This is a genomic window from Halapricum hydrolyticum, assembly GCF_025517535.1.
Classification (GTDB): domain Archaea; phylum Halobacteriota; class Halobacteria; order Halobacteriales; family Haloarculaceae; genus Halapricum; species Halapricum hydrolyticum.
On sequence record NZ_JAOPKC010000027.1, the window covers coordinates 1 to 20523 of the forward strand.

Below are 20523 nucleotides of genomic sequence, written 5' to 3' on the forward strand. Positions count from 1 at the left end.
TCGAACACGCGCGTGCACGACAGAAAGTCCGTAATCGGCATCATCTGTCCTTGCTACCGCCTACGTCACGCTCCTACTTCAACGTGCAAAGCTGAGTTTGTTATAGAGTACGTACCAGGCTGTTACGCGATGCAGAGACAGGGCGACTCCATGCCTCGTCGATGCTACCAGGATCAACGCTGATATCGAAGGTCCTCTCCGCCTCGTTTACCCACCAGTATCGTGACCGAGGCGTGCTGACTATGCGCGCTCCATCTTGCACGGGCGCTATCGACCCCTATTCCCTGTCAGTATCACTGTGACCGATTCAGAGGGATTAGACGACTAGAACAGCCCATCGACGTCGGCCTCGCGACTCTCGCGACGGTCGACGTGTTCGCCGAGGCGCTGGGCGATGATGTCCCGGTGGTCGACGTCGGACTCGTTCTCGCCGCCAGTCTGGGACTCACGTACGAAATCGAAAAGCAACGCCATGAACGGGCTCGTCTCGTTGCCGTCCTCGATGTCTCGGCTGGCGTACTCAGCGGCGCGCTCGAAGATGTCCTCGTCGTATCCCCACTCCTCAGCCAGCACCGTCGCGGCGACGGCGGTCGCCTCGAAGCTGAGCGCCTCGAAACCGAGCGCGTCGCCGTCGTGTTCGATCGCGGGCGGCGGCTCGCTGCCGACCCGCTCGGACTCCCGTTCGAGTGCCCGGAGGTGGTACCGGACCGGCCGCAAATCGACGCCCCGATAGCTGTCTCCCAGCCCGTCGAGATACGTCTGCGCCTTCGTCGAGAGTTTGCGCGCCCCGATCCAGTTCTCGGTGGTCGTGTGATAGACTGCGGCGGTAAACTGGATCAGCCCCTGCAGGAAGTCTTTGTCCGGGCCCTCCGACAACCCCATCCAGTATTCTTCCCAGGCGTCGTGGGCGGCGTGGTAGTACCCCTCGTTGTAGATCGCGATCCCGGCCCGGAGATGTGCCTCCATGCGCCCGGATTGGGATCGGACGCTCATGGTGCTTTCGCGCGACGATCACGAGTTGCCTCGCTGCTAGCTACTGTCAGTGCGAATTTATTATCATCTACGACGTATTCGAAGACTATGAGACAGCGTTTGCTCACGACGCTCTTTTTGAGTCTCGTCATCGTCCTCGCTGGCTGTATCAGTCTCGGAGACGACACGCCGTCGACGACGCCCATTGATTCCCCGACACCGACCACGGCAGTTGGAACGCCAGCAACCGATCCCGTAACGGTCGACCCCGCGGAGGCGGTCACGTTCCGGGTGACGGCGGCGTCCGACGTCCGGGTCACCGGATCAGTGATACGTCCCGAAAACGACGGCGTTCGCATCCACTATGACGGCAGTTCCAGGACCTACCCGGGCGTTCTCTCGCCCGAGGAACTCCCGGCCGGCGCACTCGACGGTGCGACTGGCGTCGAACCCATCAACCCTGGAGATTCCGTCGCGTTCGCGGTCTCAGGCGGAACGGGCGGTAGTGCCTTCGAGTTCGCCGACCGACCGTCGTCGATGCTCGTCACCGTTGTCGAAAGCGGCGACACCGTGGTCAGATGGTTCGTTGTCGACTGCGTCGACCTGGAACTCACCAGCGTCGAGGTTACCGTCAACGAGGAGGGCGAAGTCTCGCACGTCTACGGGTGTGGCGCGTTCGGTGTCGAGTGACGGTGCGACAGTGCCGCTCCGCGATCTTCACGACGGGACAACCGGAAGCGTCACCAGAAGATGAGGTTCTCCTCGTCGGCCGGTTTGGCGATCACGTCGAGCACGCGCGTCTCGTAGAAGTCGCGACTGTTGGCCGCGCGGACGAGTAGCGCGGTATCGGCACCGCTGCCGGTCCCGCCGATCGAGAGGACGCGATCGCCGCTGTCGACGAGCCCGGCGTCGCAGGCCATGATCGGACACTCGACAGCGACTTTCGTCCCCTGGCCGAACAGCCGCAGCGTGTCCGCGACGACGTCGAGCCCGGAGTAGCCGTTGCGCTCAGCGATAGCCGAACCGACGTTGCTGAGGATCATCGGCCCGACGAACACCTCCCCGCCAGCTGCCTCGATAGCCTCGACGTGTTCCGGTTGCAGTTCCTGTTCGTTCTCCTCGTCGAAGCCGTAGGAGTGGCCGACGACGATCAGATCCTCGCCGAACCGCTCAGCGGCTTTCGCTCCCGTCTCACCGGAAGTCGACGCCACACAGACCGCGTCGACGGGGTTGTCCTCGGTGTACTCGACGGCCCGGTCGAGCAACTCTGTCGTACTGTGGTCGTCGGTGTGGATCATCGGCCCGAGATTCGATCGCCTGCGGGCTATAGATTTCCATTCCCCTGTGCGTCTACGCGACGCTGACGACTCGCGTTGGTTGCGGTATCGCGTCGGTAGAAACGCCGGGACGACCACGTCAAATACCTCAGCAAGTGGCAGATCCAGTGGTCGTGCTGCATACACCGCGCGTATCGGTCACGGACCGTTCTCTCGGTGTGTACAGAGAGCATCAGCTGGGACGTGTGACCGTTCGAAAAATCGAGAATCGTGTTCGTCGCTATGAGCGACGAGCGTGTCTCGGTATTACTGCCGGACGACGTTCGCCGCGCGAGGCCCCTTCGGGGAGGACTCGATGTCGAACTCGACCTCAGTACCTTCCGTGAGATCCTCTCCGCCGACGTCCTCCATGTGGAAGAAAACGTCTTCGTCGTCGTCGAGATCGCCGTCGTCAGTCGAAATGAAACCGTAGCCGCCTGTGTCGTTGAAGAAATCAACCTTACCGTTAGCCATTACAAACAAACGTATGGCCAGATGAGGGATAACACTTCCGAGGGTCAGGGTACCATCCCCCTTCAAGTCTTACAGGGTCATGCTGCCGGCTATAACATTTCGAGGTGATTCGACAGACTCGCCGAGAAACGCTCGCTTCGCTGCGCCTTTCTCGTCTGTTCACATTTCCTCTGGCCGCATACGCGACGCTGACGACTCGCTTCGCTCGTCATGTAGCGTCGCAAAATGTAGCGCAGGGCACGTCGGACGTGAACGAAATGAACGTCCGGACGGAGATTTGAACTCGTGAAGACGTTCCGGGTCGCTCCCTACGGTCGCTTCCCGGGCTGCGACTTCTCTGTTCAAATCTCCTCGTGAAGTTACGCCGACGGGGACCGCTCGCGACACTCGCGGTTTTGCGTCGGCAGAAACGTCCGGACGGAGATTTGAACTCCGGTCCCTGGCTCCGCAAGCCAAGAGGATAGTCCACTACCCTACCCGGACTCATCTACCCGTACTCCGGTGGCAACTAAAGGGGTTACGATTCGGAGGGGGCCGCCGCGCCGTGTACAGACAGCCGGGGTTGCACATACAACCAGCCGCACGCTCGTGAAAAGATCCTCCAGACGGAACCGAGCGCCTTCGAAACCACACGCCGGCGGTCTCAGCCGACCGGTTAGTCGCCGTTGTTGAGCGAGATGTGCGTCGTCTCGATGATGCGGTCGTCCGCAGCGAGTTCTTCGAGCAGTTCCTCGCCGGGAGCGCTGTCGAGGTTGTAGACAGTCAGCGCCTCGCCGCCGCGGGACTCACGGTTGTTGAACATGCCCGCGATGTTGATGTCGTACTCGCCCATGACCGAGCCGATGAATCCGATCACGCCGGGTTCGTCGCGGTTGCGCACCACGAGCATGTGGCCGTGGGGGATCGCTTCCACGCGGTAGCCCTGGATGCGGACGATCCGCGGATCGTCGTCGTCGAACTGGGTCCCCTCGACGCTGACCGAATGGTCGCCGTCGCTGACCTCGACGGTCACGAGGTTGTTGAAGTCCTCGACCTGTCGGGTCTTCGACTCGGTGACGTCGACGCCGCGCTCCTCGGCGATCCGCTCGGCGTTGATCGCGTTGGCCTGCCACTCCAGCGGCGAGAACACGCCCTGCAGGGCGCTCGCGGTCACGACGTCGACGTTCTCGTCGGCGATGTCCCCGGTGTAGGTGATCTCGACCGATTCGACGTGGCCGCCAAGCAGTTGCATCGCGACCTTGCCCGCGGTCTCGGCGATTTTGACGTACGGACGGATCGTCGGGTAGACGGCTTCACCGGCCGAGGGGGCGTTGACCGCGTTGGTGACGATGTCGCCGTCGAACGCCGAGAGGATCTGATCGGCGATGCTGATCGAGACGTTCTGTTTCGCCGATTCGGTGCTGGCAGCGATGTGCGGCGTCACGATCACGTTCTCGGCCTTCAGCAGGGGATTGTCCGGCTCGACCGGCTCGGTCTCGAAGACGTCGACTGCCGCGCCATACAGGATGCCGTCGTCGACGGCCTCCGCCAGGGCCGCCTCGTCGATGAGCCCGCCACGGGCGCAGTTGATCAGGTAGCCGTCCTCGAGTTCGGCCAGCAATTCCTCGTCGACGAAACTGTCCGTTTCGGCCGTCCTGGGCGTGTGCAGCGTGACGAAATCCGCCTGCGCGAAACAGGTCTCGATGTCGTCGACCAGTTCGACCCCGAGCTGTCGGGCCCGCTCTTCGCTGAGATACGGGTCGTAGGCCACCAGATCCATCTCCAGGTTGCCGAGTCGCTTGGCGACCTCCTGACCGATCCGGCCCAGTCCGACGACGCCCAGCGTCTTGCCGTTGAACTCCGAGCCGAGGATGTCGCCTTTCGCCCAGTAGCCGTCTTTCAGCTGCATGTGCCCCTGGGGAATCTTCCGGGCAGTCGCAAACGCCAGCGCGACGGTGTGCTCGGCGGTCGCCCGGACGTTGCTCTCCGGCGCGTTCGCGACGATGACCCCGCGATCGGTCGCCGCCTCGACGTCGATGTTGTCCACGCCGATACCTGCGCGCCCGACGATGGCCAGTTCGGGTGCCGCATCGAGCAGTTCCTCGTCGACGGTCGTCCCCGACCGGACGATCAGTGCGTGTGCGTCGGCGACCAGTTCGAGCAACTCCTCGCGGTCGGCGTCCGTGGCCAGCTCGACGTCGTGACCCGCCTGGCGCAGCCGTGCCAGACCCGCGTCGTCGACGGCGTCCGTAACTACGACGTTCATATCTGACGTGACTTCCCCGCCCGGCATAACGCTTGCCAAACGGCGCTCGCGGCCGCCGGCGTCGATCAGCGATCGTTGCGTCTCTCGTTGAGCGTCGTCAGCGACCGCGCCGACCCTTCGTCTGTCGATAGTCCCGACCCAGCACGCCGAGCAGGTGCTCGATCAGCGCGTCGGTCTGGGCGTCGGTCTGTTCGGCCGGTTCGATCATCGGCACGATCTCGAAGCCGCGTCCGCGGACCGTACTCGCGTGCTCGGCCTCGACGTCGAACTCGTCGGCACTGCGAGTGGTGTACTCCCAGGCCAGCGCCTCCAGAGCGTGCTGACCGACGGCGACGATGATCTCCGGGTTGATCATCCGGAGTTCGCTCGTGAGATAGGGCTCGCACGCGCTGAACTCCCCGTCGGTTGGCTTCCGGTCGGGATGATGACACCGCGCGGCGTAGGTCAATACGGCGTTGTCGATCTCGGGCTCTGTCGTCTCCGGCGGCGAGTCCGTGAACCCCGTCTCTCGCAGGATCTCGAGCATCGTCTCCCGGCCCGCGCCCATGAATGGGATCCCCACCTCGTCGGCCCCGGCGTCGGGGAACCCGCCGACGAAGGCGAACTCCGCGCTCACGTCGCCGTAGCCGTGGACGACCTGCGTCCGGCTCTCGGCCAGTTCGGGACAGTTCTGACACGCTTCGTCCATCCCGAACGGGTTGTACGGTGACTCCTGATTTGCGTCCATGTGCTGCTGTCCGGCTGGAGGGGCAAAACAGGCCCGGTCGCGGCGATTTCTCTCCCACAGGTTCTTGCCGATCGGTTCCCAACGACGGTCATGGCCGACGCGCTCGCACGCTCCGAACTGTTCAGTATACGACGGTTCGCCCGGTTCGGATACATCGGGCTGTTCGTGCTCGTGGCGTACTTCACGCCACTGTTCGAGCAGTACCCACTGTTGCAGTGGCTCGGAATCGCCGGGCTCGTGATCGTCTTCTTCGACGCGATCATCTGCGCCCGGCGACGCTGGCGCGTCCTCAGAGAAGAGATGCGTAGCGACGAGGCCGAGCCGAACTAGAGTCTCTCGGAGACGATTTACTCCTCGTCGAGCGTCTCGGCGTGGGTGTCCGCGTCGTCGGGGTCGTTGACCGGACTCGAGGGGTGGTAGTCGGTGTCGTACTCGCCGGGCCGGTCGTCCAGCCGGTCGGGGTTGATCCGACCACCGAGTAGCATGAAGTCCAGTACCGTACTGTACAGCAGCGCCTCGACGACCGGAACGGCTCGCGGCGGCAGCGTCGGATCGTGACGACCGACGACCTGGATCTCCTTCCGTTCGCCGGTCTCCCAGTCGACGGTCTGCTGTTTCTTCGGGATGGAGACGGGCGGGTGCCAGGTCACTTCGCCGTAGATGGGATCGCCGGTCGTGATCCCGCCCTGGATCCCGCCGTGGTCGTTGCCGACGGGGACGGGGTCGCCGCTGTCTCGCGGCTCGTCGCCGCTCGACGGTTCCGAGTCGCTTCGCGACTCGCCCTCGAACTCCCAGTCCTCGTTGTACTCGCTGCCGGCGGTCGTCCGGGCCTCGCGGCCGATCCCGTACTCGAGGTCGTTGACCGCGGGGATCGAGTACAGCAGCTGGGCCATCCGCGAGGGGAAGCTGTCGAACCGCGGCGCGCCCAGTCCCCGCGGCACTCCGCGCATCTCGAAGTAGATCGCGCCGCCGATGGAGTCGCCTTCTTTCTGGTACTGGTCGGCAAGCTCGCGCATCCGTTCGGCCGTCTCGGGATCGGCACACCGCACCTCGTTCTCCTCGCTGTGTTCGAGCATCTGTTCGAAGGACACCTCCGGGGCCTCGATGTCACCCAGCTGGCAGACGTGGGCCTTGATCCGGACGTCGTACTCCGACTGTTCGAGGACCTGTTTTGCGATCGCGCCGGCGGCGACCCAGTTGACGGTCTCCCGGGCAGAGGAGCGGCCGCCGCCGCCCCAGTTCCGGGTGCCGAACTTCGCCGAGTAGGTGAAGTCGCCGTGGCTGGGGCGGGGCGCGGTAACGAACGGTTCGTACTTGCCCGAGCGTGCGTCCTTGTTCTGGATGACCATCCCGACCGGCGTGCCGGTCGTGTACCCGTCCTGCAGGCCCGACTTGATCGAGACCGCGTCTGGTTCGTCCCGCGAGGTCGTGATCATCGACTGGCCCGGCTTGCGCCGGTCGAGGTCTTTCTGGATGTCCTCCTCGTCGAGTTCGACTCCTGCAGGCACGCCCGAGACCGTACACCCCATCGCCTCGCCGTGGCTCTCCCCGTAGGTCGTCACTTCGAAGAGCCGACCGAAACTGTTGCCGTTCATTGTTCCTCCGTGGGAGGCGGAGGCATTTGAAGGCTACCACTCTTCGACCGTGCAGTTGGGTGGCCGTCCGGACCGACAGCAGTCCCTATCAGACGGATTATTGGACGTCTGTTCCGCACGCGGGGCGGTCGGTGCGGTAAATCGGTACAATCAGTTCCCCTGAATCGCGTCGATGACCATCGCCGCGGCGACGATCGGCTCTTTGGGGACGTCGCTGGCGTCGTCGATCGTGATGTCGTAGGTGTCTTTCAGCGAGAACTGCCCCGAGATGTTACCGACGTGATCCCCGTCCACGTCCGTGATCTCGTATTTGTGCGGGATCCAGCCGCCGAACGGGATCGTATTCCGGGCGAGCGTGACCGCTGCGCCCCTGGAGTTGATCTCGGCGAGCTTTCGCTCGTCGCGGGCGTCGCGGATCTTCCACGTGTCCTGGAAGATCGAATAGTCGTTGTCGAGGATCACGACGTCTTCGCCAGTCTGGGCGTCCGTGAGGATGTAATCGCCCGCGACGTCGATGATGCTCCCCGCCTTGACGGTGAAGACCCCGTTGCCGTCGCTGTCGACGAAGGGGAACTCCTCTTTCATCTTGAGCATCTTCTGCTTGCCGCGCAACACGACGTTCCCGCTGGCGTCCTCGGCGCGGTACTTGTTGCGGACCAGCGACTGGACGACGGTGTAGCGGTCGTCTGTCAGATCGATTCCCGATATCGTGTACTCCCCACGCTGACTCATGATCGGCTCGTCACAGAAAGATTACTTAAATCCAGTGATCTGTGCCCGGTCAAAACGTGAACGTGACGTAGAACTCGTGGTCGTTCGGGCACGCGACTGACCTGACCTTGCGGTCGTCCGCCTCGGATTCGGGCGGTTCGGTCGCCGAGATTCCGTGAACGGTCGAGTCCCGAGGCAGGCCCATGCTCGCGTCGGTGCCACACTCGGGACAGCGCAGTTGCCGGATCCCCATATCGAGGTCGTTCGTGGCCCCGGGGCAAAACGGCTACGGGATCGATCGCGCCCAACGTGTTTGGTCCGGCTTTGATACCGAAACCGGAACTAGTTACTGGCGATGTCCGAACACGCCCATCGACTGACGGTGCCGAAGCTCGTCCCCGAGGTTCCGGGCGGGAGGACGCTTGCGGTCTCACGCGTGGCACTGCTCGCGCTGACGATCGCGTTCGCCGGGGCGACGATCGCCGGCGTCGAGCTGTCGCTGCGCACGCAAGCGTTCGTCTATCTCTTCGGGATGGTCGCGCTGAACCTCCCCCACGGCGGCTTCGAGCACTTCAACAACCTCCGCCGACGGACGGTCACCTTCCAGTCGCGGTACGTGGCGCTGTACCTGACGAGCATTGCCGGGTTCATCACGCTGCTGTTCGTGGCGCCGATCGTCGGGCTGGCGCTGGCGATCAGCGTCGCGGTCGCCAAGGGCGGCCACGGTGGTCTGCACGTCATGGACGTCACCTACGGGACCGACCACTTGCGGAGCAAGCCCCAGCGCGCGCTGGCGGCGCTGGTCAGAGGCGGCGCGGTCATGGCCGTGCCGATCTTCTTCTTCCCGGAGACGTTCCACACATTCAGCGCGATCATGGTCGACATCTTCGAGCCCGGTGGCCTCGCGGCCGTGAGTCCGTACTTCGACCTGACGCGGTGGCTGATCGGCGGCGGGTTCGGGGCGCTGCTGGTCGCACATCTCTCGCTCGGATACCTCCAGGCTGCCGGGACCGGCTCGTACGTCGCCGACGCCGCCGAGACGCTGCTTCTGGTCGTCTACTTCGCCGTCGTGCCGGTCGTCGTCGCGGTCGGATTGTACTTCCCGCTGTGGTACTCGGCCCGACAGGTCGCGCGGACGACGGCCGTCGACAGCGAACCCGCAGAGTCGACGAGCGGCGAGGGAGTACTCGCGATTCTCGACAGCGACGACACCCGGCTGGTCGCGCTCGGGGCCTGGGGCGTGTTGATCGCCGGCAGCGTCGCGACGTTCGGACTGGCGGGACTGCTGTGGACGCTTGCGCCCCAGCCACTCGGTGGCGAGAGTCTCGCGATCGGGCTGGTAGCGTTCTGGAGTATTTTCATTAGTATTATCGCACTTCCGCACGTCATCATCGGTTCGTGGTACGATCGCGATCGCGGAATCTGGTACGTACCCTGACCATGTTCGACGACACTCCACTCGACGGCGCGGACGTGACAGTGATGGGCGGTGGCTTCGGCGGGCTCTCGGCGGCCGCGTACCTCGCGGACGCGGGGGCCGACGTGACCGTCCTCGAACAGAACGAACGGCTCGGCGGTGCCGCAAACCTCATCGAAGCCGAGGGGTTTCGCTTCGATACCGGCCCCTCCTGGTATCTGATGCCCGACGTCTTCGAGCGGTTCTTCGGACACTTCGACCGGGCGCCCGAGGACTACTACACCATCGAACCGCTCGATCCACACTACCGGGTGTTCTACACCGAGACCGAGCCACAGCCCGAGAAAGGGTCGCCGTACGCCGACGACCTCGACGAGCAGCCGCGCTGTGACTGGGTGACGACGACGCCTGACGTCTCTCGGTCGCGGGAGATCTTCGCGGCCTACGAGGAGGGCGGCGGCGAGACCTTCGACGAGTATCTCGCGGAAGCCGAGTACTCCTACGAGGTCGGGATGGGGAACTTCGTCTACGAGGACCGCTCGCGGCTGCGCGATATGATCGACCTCGACGTCGCCAGATCCGGCCGGGGGCTGTCGCTGCTGGGCTCGATGCAGGAGCACGTCGAGAGCTACTTCGACGAGCCGAAGCTCCAGCAGCTACTCCAGTACACGCTCGTGTTCCTCGGGGGGTCGCCACACAACACGCCGGCGCTGTACAACCTGATGGCACACGTCGACTACAACCTGGGCGTCTACTATCCCGAAGGCGGGATCTACAGCGTCGTCGAGGGACTGGTCGAGCTCGGCGAGGAGCTGGGCGTCGAATACGAGGCCGGCATCGAGGTCACCGACGTCCAGAACACGACGACCGGGCTGGCGCTGCAGACGAGCGAGGGGCGTCGCCGGACGGACGTCCTGGTCTCGAACGCCAACCCGGCCCACGTCGAGCGCGAGTTGCTCTCGCCGGGGAGTCGCGATCACGACCCCGAGTACTGGGAGGGCAAGACCTACGCGCCCTCCGCGATCATGTTCTACCTCGGCGTCGAGGGGTCGGTCGGCCCGCTCGCGCACCACTCGCTGGTGTTCCCGCCGGACTGGGACCCCCACTTCGAGCGGATCTTCGACGATCCGGCCTGGCCGGACGATCCCGCCTACTACCTGTCGGTGCCATCCAAGACCGACGACGCCGTCGCACCCGACGGCCACCACGCGGTCGTGATCCTCGTCCCCATCGCGCCGGGGCTGGACGACGACAGCGAGACCCGCGAGCGCTACCGCGAGAAGGTGCTCTCGCACCTGGCCGAGGAAGTCGGTGTCGACCTGCGCGACCGGATCGTCTTCGAGCGGTCGGCCTGCGTCTCCGACTACCGGACGCAGTACAACTATCCGGAGGGGACGGCCCTCGGACTCGCGCATACGCTCAGACAGACCGGGCCGCTGCGCCCCCCGCATCGCGCGTCGAACGTCGAGGACCTCTATTACGTCGGCAGCTACACCAACCCCGGGATCGGCGTCCCGATGACGCTGATCAGCGGCCAGCACGTCGCCGAAGCGGTCGTCGAGGATCGCACTGGAGGGGGTTCGGCGCTGGACCGACTCATGGCTCGGATTTAAATCACCGCCGACCGTAGCACGTCGCCATGACTGCGGCGTCGGAGACGCGGCGGCTCCTGCGCGTGGGCGAGACACCTCGATCGGGCCCGGTAGATGCCGGCTCGCTCGAACGCGCTATTCAGGGGACCGTCGTCGTCGAGACCGACTTCCCGGCGGCACTGGATCGCGTGACAGAGGGGGACGTCGACGGAGCGGTCGTCGATCACCACCCGGCCGGATTCGACGGGATCGCCTTCCTGAGAGCGGTGCGACAGGATCTGCCATCCTTTCCGGTCGTGCTCGTGCCGGCGACCGAGGACGGAGGCGTGGCCCGGCAGGCCGTCGACGAGAACGTGACCGCCTACGTCCCCGCCAGCGACGACGACGCGCTCGGAATCGTCGCGGAACGGGTCGAACAGCACGTCATGGTCCGGTCGGGCGAGAGCGGCCGCGTGCGGATGCCCATCAGCGACCTGACCGCCGAGGAGGAACAGCGACTCAAGGAGCGCGCGATGGACGAGGCGCCGGTCGGGATGACGATCGCCGACGCGACACTGCCGGACGAGCCGCTCATCTACGTCAACGACGCCTTCGAGCGGATCACCGGCTACACGAAAGAAGAGACGATCGGCGTCAACTGTCGGTTTCTCCAGGGACCGGACACGGAAATCGAGCGGACACACGAGATCAGGGACGCCCTCGATACGGGTGAACCGGTCTCGGTTGAGTTGCGCAACTACCGCAAGGACGGGACGCTGTTCTGGAACCAGCTGAAGATCACGCCGATCCGGGGTAAGGACGGCGAAGTAACCAACTACGTCGCGTTCCAGCAGGACATCACCGAGCGCAAGGAGGCGGAGTTCCAGATCGAGCGCGAGCGCGAGCGCCTCCAGCGGCTGCTCGACCGGATCAACGGGTTGATCGGTGACGTCACCGAGATCGTCGTCACAGCCGACTCGACTGACGACATCTACGAGCGCGCAGTCGAGCGCATCGGCGACGACGAGGCGATCTCCCGGGCCTGGATCGGCGAGTACGATCCCGGGGCGCACGTCGTCCGAAGGCGAGCCGACGGCGACGACATGATCGATCTGACCGCTGACGACGCCGCGCCGCTCGCGACGGCGGTCGACGAGCAGTCGCTGATGCGTCTCGACGACTCGCTGGCCGGGCCCGTGCGCTGTCGGGAAGGCGAAGAGGGCGTGGTGATCCCGCTGACCTACAGGCGAACGACCTACGGCGTGCTGGCAGTCTACAGCCGGACGCAGTCGTTCGACGAGGAAGAGACGACCGTCCTGCAGGCGCTGGGGCGCTCGATCGGCGCGGCGATCAACGACCTGCTGAGCAAACAGACCGTGACGACCGACACGGTGATCGAGATCGGCGTCGAGTTACACGACGAGACGACGTTGACCCGCCTCTCGGAAGCGCTCGGCGACGGGGCCGTCCACGAGAACACGCTGATCCGCCACGACGGCGACCTGCTGTTGCTGTTCGAGGTAGAGGGCGATATCGAAGCAGTCGTGACGGCAGCCGAGTCGATCCCCGACGTGATCGAGGCGACCGTCCTCGCTGACGACGACGATCCGATGGTCGAGGTGGCCGTCGAGAGTCCGCCGTTCGTGAACACGCTCTCGGAGTACGGCGCACAGATCACGACCGTCGAGTTCGACGCCAACGCCGTCAAGTTGCGCTTCAGAGTCGCGACCGAACAGAACGGACGGGCGATCGTCGACGAACTGGAGAACAACTACGAGACGGTCGAGCTCGTCGCCTATCACGAATCGGATCAGCCCGCACAGACGCGCCAGGGGTTCCGTGCGACTGTCGAAGACGAACTGACCGCCAGGCAGCTGACGGCGCTCCAGAAGGCCTACGTCAGCGGCTTCTTCGAGTGGCCGCGCCGCAGCGACGGCGACCAGCTCGCGGCCTCGATGGACGTCGTCCCCTCGACGTTCTACCAGCATCTCCGGGCCGCCGAGAAGAAACTGCTGACGGCCTTCTTCGAGGGACAGTCGTGATCGAGTTCACCATCTCGGGGTCAAGCCCCGTGGGACCCGCCTCGTGAGGGCGTCACTCTCCGGCGTTCAGAAACGCCCGGAGGGTGGCGATGGCGGTCTGGAGTTCGCCGTCGACGTACGCCTGGACGGCGAGTTCGGGCAGTCGATCGAGGACCGTCTCGGGAAACTCAAGCTCTGCCGTGTAGGAGATCGTCGTCCCACCCGGGGCTGCTTCGAACCGGTAGCGCCAGGTCCCCTCGATCGCGCCGCTGAGCGACCGGACCAGCAGTGCCGGCTCTTCGTGTTGACTCTCCTCGAACGCGCCCGTCAGCGAGATCCCCGCCAGTTCGTACTGGTACCGGCCGCGTCGGGTGCCGTCCGCGCGCTCGCTGACCTCGCTCACCGCAACCAACCCCGGGATCAGTTTGACGAGGTTGTACGGATCCGCGACGAACGCGAACGCGGCCCGGGGCGGAACGGAGACGGTGAGATCTGCTTCGGAGTGAATCATACGGACGGCTCACCTGCGATGTTGGCGGCAGACGGGTTGAAAACGGTACCAAATCACTTTGGGATCACCCGTGGCAGACGCGAGTTCGCGCGCCGGACGCAGCCGGATCGAGAACCGACAGCGTTTCAGTAGTCGCTCCCTTGAGACGGGATGAATGAGCAAGGACGTCATCGAGGTCCGCGGCGCCGAGGAACACAACCTCAAGGACGTCGACGTCGAGATTCCCCGCGAGGAGTTGACCGTCGTCACCGGCCTGTCCGGCTCGGGGAAGTCGTCGCTCGCCTTCGAAACTGTCTACGCCGAGGGCCAGCGCCGGTACATCGAGTCGCTGTCCGCCTACGCCCGGAACTTCCTGGGCCAGATGGACAAACCGCAGGTCGAGAACGTCGAAGGGCTCTCCCCCGCGATCTCGATCGACCAGAAGAACGCCGCCAACAACCCCCGTTCGACCGTGGGGACCGTCACCGAACTACACGATTATCTGCGACTGCTGTACGCCAGGGTCGGCGTGCCCCACTGTCCGGAGTGTGGCCGGGAGGTCGGCGAGCAGTCCGCCCAGAACATGGTGAGCCGGATCCTCGAGCTGCCCGAAGGGACGAAGGCGAAACTGGCCGCGCCGATCGTCCGCGACCAGAAGGGAGCCTTCGAGGATCGGTTCGACGACCTCGTGAGCGAGGGCTACGCCCGCGTCGAGGTCGACGGCGAGGAGTACGACCTCACCATGGATCGGCCAGACCTCGACGAGAACTACGACCACACGATCGACGTGATCGTCGACCGCGTGAAGGTCGCTCCCGACGCCCGGTCGCGGATCACCGACTCCGTCGAGACCGCCCTCGAAGAGAGCGGCGGGGTCCTCAAAGTCATCCTGCCGGATCCGCCCGAGGACGTGGAGCTGGGTGGAGCGACGGCGAGATCGACCGGAGATCTAGCCGGAGCCGGCGACAGCCCCGATCACAGCGACCGCGATCGCCTCGAAGTCGAGTTCTCCGAGGAGCTGGCCTGTACCCACTGCGGGATCGACATCTCCGAGATCGAGACCCGAAGCTTCTCGTTTAATTCCCCACACGGGGCCTGCCCGGAGTGTGAGGGGATCGGCGAGACGAAAGAGGTCGATCCCGAACTCGTTGTGACCGACGCCTCCAAGCCACTCAAGGACGTCTTCGAGCCCTGGAGCTACAACCGGACCTACTACTCCCGGCAGATAGACAACGTCGCCGAGCACTTCGGCGTCTCCGTCGAGACCCCCTTCGAGGAGCTGGACGAGGAGATCCGCCGACAGTTCCTCTGGGGCACCGACAGGCAGGTCCACTTCCAGTGGACGACCAAGAACGGCACCCGCGAGAAGACCGAGCGCTTCGAGGGGGTCATCCCCAACCTCGAACGCCGCCACGTCGAGACCGACTCCGACCGGGCCCGCGAGCACATCGAGGAGTACATGGCGACCACTACGTGCCCGGCGTGTGAGGGGACGCGGCTGAAAGCCGAGTCCCGCGCGGTGCTGGTCGACGGCACGTCGATCACCGAAGTGAATCAGTTGTCGATCGGTGACGCCCTAGAGCACTTCCGGAACCTCGAAGCGAATCTCGACGAGCGCGACACCAAGATCGCCGCGGAGATCCTCAAGGAGATCCGCGCCCGGCTGGGGTTCATGGAGGAGGTCGGGCTGGAGTATCTCACCCTCGACCGGGAGGCCTCGACGCTGTCTGGCGGGGAGAGCCAGCGCATCCGGCTGGCCACCCAGATCGGGTCGGGGCTGGTGGGCGTGCTGTACGTGCTGGACGAACCCTCGATCGGGCTCCACCAGCGGGACAACGACCGTCTGCTAGATACGCTCGAAGAGTTGCGCGACCTGGGTAACACCCTGCTCGTCGTCGAACACGATGAGGAGACCTGGCACCGGGCGGACAACATCATCGACATGGGGCCCGGGCCGGGCAAGCGCGGCGGCGAAGTCGTCGTCAACGGCTCGATCGAGGACGTGGTCGAGACCGACGAGAGCGTCACCGGCGAGTACATCGCCGGCGAGCGAGCGATCCCGGTGCCCGAGACCCGTCGAGAGGGCGACGACGCAGTCACGGTTCGTGGCGCTCGCCAACACAACCTGAAAGACCTGGACGTGGAGATCCCGCTCGGGACCTTCACCGCGATTACGGGCGTTTCCGGGTCAGGTAAATCCACGCTGATGCACGAGATTCTCTACAAGGGACTCGTCCGGCGGATGAACGATACAGATGTAAATCCCGGCGAGCACGACGACATCGAGGGGCTCGAGGGGATCGAGACCGTCCGGCTGATCGACCAGTCGCCGATCGGCCGCACGCCCCGATCGAACCCCGCGACCTACACCAACGTCTTCGATCACATCCGCGAGCTGTTCGCCGAGACAAAACTCTCCAAACAGCGGGGCTACGAGAAGGGGCGGTTCTCCTTCAACGTCAAGGGGGGCAGATGTGAGGCCTGCGGCGGCCAGGGGAACGTCAAGATCGACATGAACTTCCTCAGCGACGTCTACGTGCCCTGCGAGGAGTGTGGCGGCGACCGCTACAACGACGAGACGCTGGACGTCACCTACAAGGGCAAGACCATCTCTGACGTCCTCCAGATGAGCGTCGAGGAGGCCTACGAGTTCTTCGAGAGCCACTCCGGCATCCGCCGGCGGCTGAAGCTGCTGAAAGACGTCGGTCTGGGCTACATGCGGCTGGGCCAGCCCTCGACGACCCTCTCTGGCGGTGAGGCCCAGCGGATCAAACTCGCCGAGGAACTCGGCAAGAAAGACTCCGGCGAAACCCTCTACCTGCTGGACGAGCCGACGACAGGCCTGCATCCCGAAGACGAGCGCAAGCTGATCGACGTGCTCCACCGGCTGGCCGAGGACGGCAACACCGTGGTCGTGATCGAGCACGAACTCGATCTGGTGAAAAACGCCGACCACATCATCGATCTCGGCCCCGAGGGCGGCGAGAACGGCGGCGAGGTCGTCGCGACCGGCACGCCCGAGGAGATCGCCCGCGACGAGAACTCCTACACCGGCGAGTACCTGCGCGACCTGCTACCCGGCGTCGACCTGCAGGGGCCGCGCGCGGATCGAGAGGCAGTCCAACCGGCTGCTGACGACGACTGACCTGGCCGGGCGGTGACTGCGTGATACTGCCGGCTATACCATTTCGAAACGATTCGCCACCCCGGGGTGGCGAATATCTTCACGAACGTACAGCCGACAGGATCAGCTCTCGCCGCGATCGGACGCCCGGTGCTCGCTGATGAGTCGATCGACCATCTGCTGGTTACGCTCGCGCTTTCGTTCGGCGACCCAGTCGTTCCACTCCTCGATCGCGGCCTCGACCTCGCGTTCGCGGGCGACCGCGAGTTCGTCCACTTCCTGGACGGTTACCTTCCCGGCGTCGGCGACCGGAACCCGCTCCTCGAACAGCACCTCGTCGGAGGCGTCGGAGAGGCCGCCCTGGCGCAACACCAGCCGTGGTTCGATCTCGGCGAGGCGCTCGGCGGTCGAGCGGCCCGCACCGGTGGCGTCTCGGAACATGATCACGTCGCCGCTCGCGAGGCCGAACCGCTCGTCGGCGTCGACGATCGCTTCCGTGGTGAACTTCTCGACGATCTTGACCGGGACGAGCCCCTCCCGTTTCTCGGAGACGTCCGCGAAGTTCGAGTGATCGAGCTTCCAGAGAGCTTTCAGTCGTTCGAGCTTGCCCTCCAGTTCCTCGACGCGCTCGCGCTCGTCCTGGAGTTTCCGCTCCAGGCGGTCGTTCTCCCGTTCGAGCCGCGTGACTTCCCGTCGCTTGCGCGCCTCGGTCCGCTGCTCGCTGCGGGCTTCCGTGAGCTTTCGCTCGTACTCCTGTAGCTGCTCGTTTTTGGTGGCGATCGTGTCCTTGAGGTCCTGGTTGTGCGACTCCAGCCGTTCGACCCGGGCCTCCAGCCGGTTGATCTTCTTCTCCTCTGCGGTCAGCTCCCGTGGCTCGTGACTCGGCTCGCTTTCTTGCTCGTCACCGTCGTCGTCCTCGCGGGCGGCCAGCGCGCTCTCGACGGAGTGGTCGCCGGCGACGACGTCGGCGACGACCGGGCCGACGGGCTGTTCGGGCGGAACCTTCGTCACGATCCGGTCGATCTGGTCCTCGTGGTCGTCGTAGGCCGACAGCGCCGCGGCCAGCGCGTCGCGCTCGTGGTCGTTGTCGTAGGGGACCTCGCGAGTGCGGTGCTGTTTCTCGTCGACCGGCAGGTCCGAATCGGGGACCCAGCCCGCGGCGTCGAAACTGCGGCGCAGCTTCTCGACGGTGTTTGGCATCGGCGTCACGTCGGCAGCGACGACGACCGGCCGGCCGCGTTCGACGATCCATTCCGTGACGGCAGCGGCGTCGTCGGTCCGCGTCGAGTAGACGTCGAGCACCGATCCGTCGAGGCTGACGATGGCGACGGCCGTCGTCGTGCCGGGGTCGACGCCGACCAGCACGTGGTCCCGGCGCTTTGCCAGCGGCCGAAACTCGATGCCGTCCCGTCGTACGCGCTCGATCTCGATCCGGGTGTCGCCGCTGCGATGCTCGGAGACGGGGATCTCAGCCGGTCGCCCTTCGACCTCGAAGACGGCGTTGGCGTAGCCGCCGTACTTCTCGGTGACGTCTTTCTCGTAGTCCAGCCCTGCCGCCTCGAGTTCTGACTCGACCTCCCGGGCGGTAGTCCTGACCGCGCCGTGGATTCGCCGCGTGTAGCGGTCTTCCGACCAGCCGCCACCGCCGCCGGTCGAGCGCCCCCGGGCGACCTTGACCTCCGTCGTGTTCGTGAACGCCGAGACCTCGTAGCCGACGTTCGCGGCCGCCAGCCGGGCAGCGGCTTCGGCCTCGGCCATCGGCTCCTTGTCGTAGGGGACGCCGTGGCGCTTGGCGACCCGCGAGAGCGGTTCGGGTCGCTCGTCGCCGGTGACCTGCACGAGCTTCGTCTCGGAAGGGAGCTGTCGCAGGAACTGCACCAGCGCGTCCTTGTCGCTGGCCAGTTCGTACATGTTGTCCGTGGCGACGATCGCGGGCTCCTCGCTGTCGATCAGCCGCCGGAGCTTCCGGTAGGAGACGACGTCTCGCTCGATGGACTCGCCGTCGAAGATCACGAGCGCATAGGAGGGCGCGTCACCGCGGACGTCACCGCTCTGGACGTCCACGCCGAACACGAGCGCGTCGAGAGCGCCTGTTCGCGTACTCACGGGTTCTCGTAGGGGCCTGGATCGATATAAATCCCGTGCGCCAGCGAACAGGACGGTTTTTGGTAGTCGACCGCCAACCGTCAGGTATGTCCCTTCGCAGCACACCGGACGCCACGGCGGCCGGTGCGGAGCTGCCGTCGGTCGTCCCGTTCGATCTCTCGCCGCTGACCCGCCTGAGCAGTCCACTGGGCGAGCGGGTCGTTGCTGACGACGAATCGTTCCGTCGGAGCGAGTGGGTCTACGCCGACGGCTCCTGGTCGCTGTCCGTCTTCGACGTGACCGACTACACCGTCGTGTTGCGCGTTCGAACCCCGGTCGGCTGCCAGCGTTTCTACGGGGCAATACAGGCCGACATCGAGTCCGTCGAACCACAACTCGAGGCCGCCGACGGCTGGCAGCGCCGGCAGTAGTGCGGTTCGGCCCGGCGCCAGTAACCCTTAGTGGCTACGCCGAGAACAGCGATGGGTTATGGAGTATACGACGCTCGGATCGACCGGAATCACAGTGAGTCAGATCGCCCTCGGGTGCATGAGTTTCGGGTCGAGCGACGAGTGGATGCTCGACGAGGACGAAAGCCGCGAACTCATCGAGCGCGCGATCGATCTGGGGATCAACTTCTTCGATACCGCCAACGTCTACTCGAACGGTGAGAGCGAGGAGATCCTTGGGAACGTGCTTGCGGAGTACGACCGCGACGACCAGGTCGTCGCCACGAAGGTCTTCGGCGAGATGGACGAGGACAATCCCAATTCTCAGGGACTCTCCCGGAAGACGATCGAGCAGGAACTGTCGAACTCGCTGGATCGGCTCGGCATGGAGACGGTCGATCTCTATCAGATCCACCGCTGGGACTACGACACGCCCATCGAGCAGACGCTACGAGCGCTCGACGACACCGTCCGCCGCGGCCAGGTCCGACACGTCGGCGCGTCCTCGATGTGGGCCTACCAGTTCGCCGAAGCGCTGCACACCAGTGATCGGCTCGGGCTAGAGCGGTTCGCCACGATGCAGAACCTCTACAACCTCGTCTACCGGGAAGAGGAACGCGATATGCTCCCGCTCTGTGACCGAGCGGGCATCGACGTCTTGCCCTGGAGTCCGCTCGGTGCGGGCTTTCTGACCAGACCACACGAGGAGTTCGAGGAGACCACGCGGGGCGAACACGAGAGTTCGATCGGTCGTCCCTATCCGGAGGGCGGCGGCCGGGAGATAAACGAGCGCGTCCAGGAACTCGCCGAGGAGAAGGGCGTGAAGATGGCCCAGATCGCGATGGCCTGGCAGTTCCACAAGGACTGGGTGACTGCACCGATCGTCGGCACTTCCAGCATCGAACACCTCGAGGACGCCGTCGAGGCGCTGGAGATCGACCTGACCGACAGCGAGATCGAGTATCTCGAAGCGCCCTACGAGCCGGTGCCGATATCCGGCCACGAGTGATTGCCGCGATGTCTGCAACGCTCTCGACGTATTTCGGGAACGGAATCGGGACAGCAATCACCATGAGGGTGCCGACGGCTGGCAGCGCTGCCGCGACTAGGGGCTCGCTCGCGACTCCGGCACCGGTCCCAGTACGCCGAAGACGAATCGATTACTGCGAAGCCGATCCCCGTCCCGACGAGCACGAGCGCCAGTACCGACAGCTGGTAGGTGACCCACAGCCAGGCCAGCCCGAGGACGATCGGATGGAACAGTCGCTGAGACACGGGCTGCGGTAGGCCATCCGCGAGTGAAAGTCTGCCGAACTCGCGTCTTCA

At 65.0% G+C, this 20523-nt stretch carries 18 protein-coding genes and 1 tRNA gene; 8 read left to right on the forward strand and 11 right to left on the reverse strand.

Going from position 1 to position 20523, the window contains the following annotated elements; translation table 11 throughout:
- Positions 1-324: 324 nt before the first annotated feature.
- Entirely contained in the window at positions 325-966 is a 642-nt protein-coding gene (locus OB916_RS15110; protein ID WP_315910161.1) for a DUF309 domain-containing protein, read from the reverse strand.
- 114 nt (positions 967-1080) lie between these two features.
- On the opposite strand from OB916_RS15110, the gene OB916_RS15115 reads away from it, so the two are divergent.
- A complete protein-coding gene (locus OB916_RS15115) occupies positions 1081-1662 on the forward strand; it encodes a hypothetical protein (protein WP_315910132.1) in 582 nt (193 codons plus the stop codon).
- A 50-nt stretch (positions 1663-1712) separates the two neighbouring features.
- Here OB916_RS15115 and OB916_RS15120 read toward each other — a convergent pair whose 3' ends face one another.
- The 5 genes from OB916_RS15120 to OB916_RS15140 all read right to left on the reverse strand — a co-directional run bounded on the left by OB916_RS15120 (position 1713) and on the right by OB916_RS15140 (position 5734).
- Positions 1713-2270 (reverse strand): pyruvate kinase alpha/beta domain-containing protein, encoded by a 558-nt coding sequence (locus tag OB916_RS15120; protein ID WP_315910133.1) that lies wholly within the window; start codon positions 2268-2270, stop codon positions 1713-1715.
- 285 nt (positions 2271-2555) lie between these two features.
- A complete protein-coding gene (locus tag OB916_RS15125; protein WP_008418277.1) occupies positions 2556-2762 on the reverse strand; it encodes a cold-shock protein in 207 nt (68 codons plus the stop codon).
- A 410-nt stretch (positions 2763-3172) separates the two neighbouring features.
- A tRNA-Arg gene (locus OB916_RS15130) sits at positions 3173-3245 on the reverse strand.
- Between the two features lie 172 nt (positions 3246-3417).
- A complete protein-coding gene (gene serA / locus OB916_RS15135) occupies positions 3418-5007 on the reverse strand; it encodes a phosphoglycerate dehydrogenase (RefSeq protein ID WP_315910134.1) in 1590 nt (529 codons plus the stop codon).
- Between the two features lie 97 nt (positions 5008-5104).
- Positions 5105-5734: a uracil-DNA glycosylase gene (locus OB916_RS15140; protein ID WP_315910135.1), complete on the reverse strand. Its 630-nt coding sequence runs from the start codon at positions 5732-5734 to the stop codon at positions 5105-5107.
- Positions 5735-5824: 90 nt separating this feature from the next.
- On the opposite strand from OB916_RS15140, the gene OB916_RS15145 reads away from it, so the two are divergent.
- Positions 5825-6064 (forward strand): hypothetical protein, encoded by a 240-nt coding sequence (locus tag OB916_RS15145; protein WP_315910136.1) that lies wholly within the window; start codon positions 5825-5827, stop codon positions 6062-6064.
- Between the two features lie 17 nt (positions 6065-6081).
- Here the strand turns inward: OB916_RS15145 and aroC are convergent, their stop codons facing one another.
- The 3 genes from aroC to brz form a co-directional block, all read right to left on the reverse strand.
- Positions 6082-7329, reverse strand: coding sequence for a chorismate synthase (aroC, locus tag OB916_RS15150; RefSeq protein ID WP_315910137.1), 1248 nt, complete (start codon positions 7327-7329; stop codon positions 6082-6084).
- Between the two features lie 150 nt (positions 7330-7479).
- Complete coding sequence (locus tag OB916_RS15155) at positions 7480-8061, reverse strand: LURP-one-related/scramblase family protein (protein ID WP_315910138.1); 582 nt, start codon at positions 8059-8061, stop codon at positions 7480-7482.
- 49 nt (positions 8062-8110) lie between these two features.
- On the reverse strand, positions 8111-8293 hold the full coding sequence (brz, locus tag OB916_RS15160; RefSeq protein ID WP_315910139.1) for a transcriptional regulator Brz: 183 nt from the start codon (positions 8291-8293) through the stop codon (positions 8111-8113).
- Between the two features lie 102 nt (positions 8294-8395).
- Here brz and OB916_RS15165 point away from each other — a divergent pair, with 102 nt between their 5' ends.
- The 3 genes from OB916_RS15165 to OB916_RS15175 are packed head-to-tail and all read left to right on the forward strand — an operon-like array spanning position 8396 to position 13070.
- Positions 8396-9478: a Brp/Blh family beta-carotene 15,15'-dioxygenase gene (locus OB916_RS15165; protein ID WP_315910140.1), complete on the forward strand. Its 1083-nt coding sequence runs from the start codon at positions 8396-8398 to the stop codon at positions 9476-9478.
- A gap of 2 nt (positions 9479-9480) precedes the next feature.
- Entirely contained in the window at positions 9481-11070 is a 1590-nt protein-coding gene (locus tag OB916_RS15170; protein WP_315910141.1) for a phytoene desaturase family protein, read from the forward strand.
- 26 nt (positions 11071-11096) lie between these two features.
- Positions 11097-13070, forward strand: a complete 1974-nt coding sequence (locus OB916_RS15175) for a bacterio-opsin activator domain-containing protein (RefSeq protein WP_315910142.1) — start codon at positions 11097-11099, stop codon at positions 13068-13070.
- Positions 13071-13122: 52 nt separating this feature from the next.
- Here OB916_RS15175 and OB916_RS15180 read toward each other — a convergent pair whose 3' ends face one another.
- Positions 13123-13560, reverse strand: coding sequence for an SRPBCC family protein (locus tag OB916_RS15180; protein WP_315910143.1), 438 nt, complete (start codon positions 13558-13560; stop codon positions 13123-13125).
- A gap of 154 nt (positions 13561-13714) precedes the next feature.
- On the opposite strand from OB916_RS15180, the gene uvrA reads away from it, so the two are divergent.
- A complete protein-coding gene (gene uvrA / locus OB916_RS15185) occupies positions 13715-16684 on the forward strand; it encodes an excinuclease ABC subunit UvrA (protein WP_315910144.1) in 2970 nt (989 codons plus the stop codon).
- Positions 16685-16786: 102 nt separating this feature from the next.
- On the opposite strand, the gene OB916_RS15190 is transcribed toward uvrA, so the two are convergent.
- Positions 16787-18769: a DUF460 domain-containing protein gene (locus tag OB916_RS15190; RefSeq protein WP_315910145.1), complete on the reverse strand. Its 1983-nt coding sequence runs from the start codon at positions 18767-18769 to the stop codon at positions 16787-16789.
- Between the two features lie 86 nt (positions 18770-18855).
- Between OB916_RS15190 and OB916_RS15195 the strand changes: the two genes are divergently transcribed.
- Positions 18856-19179, forward strand: a complete 324-nt coding sequence (locus OB916_RS15195) for a hypothetical protein (RefSeq protein WP_315910146.1) — start codon at positions 18856-18858, stop codon at positions 19177-19179.
- A gap of 58 nt (positions 19180-19237) precedes the next feature.
- Positions 19238-20206 carry an aldo/keto reductase gene (locus OB916_RS15200; protein WP_315910147.1) on the forward strand — a complete coding sequence of 323 codons (969 nt, stop codon included), beginning with the start codon at positions 19238-19240 and terminating at the stop codon, positions 20204-20206.
- The last annotated feature ends 317 nt before the right edge of the window (positions 20207-20523 follow it).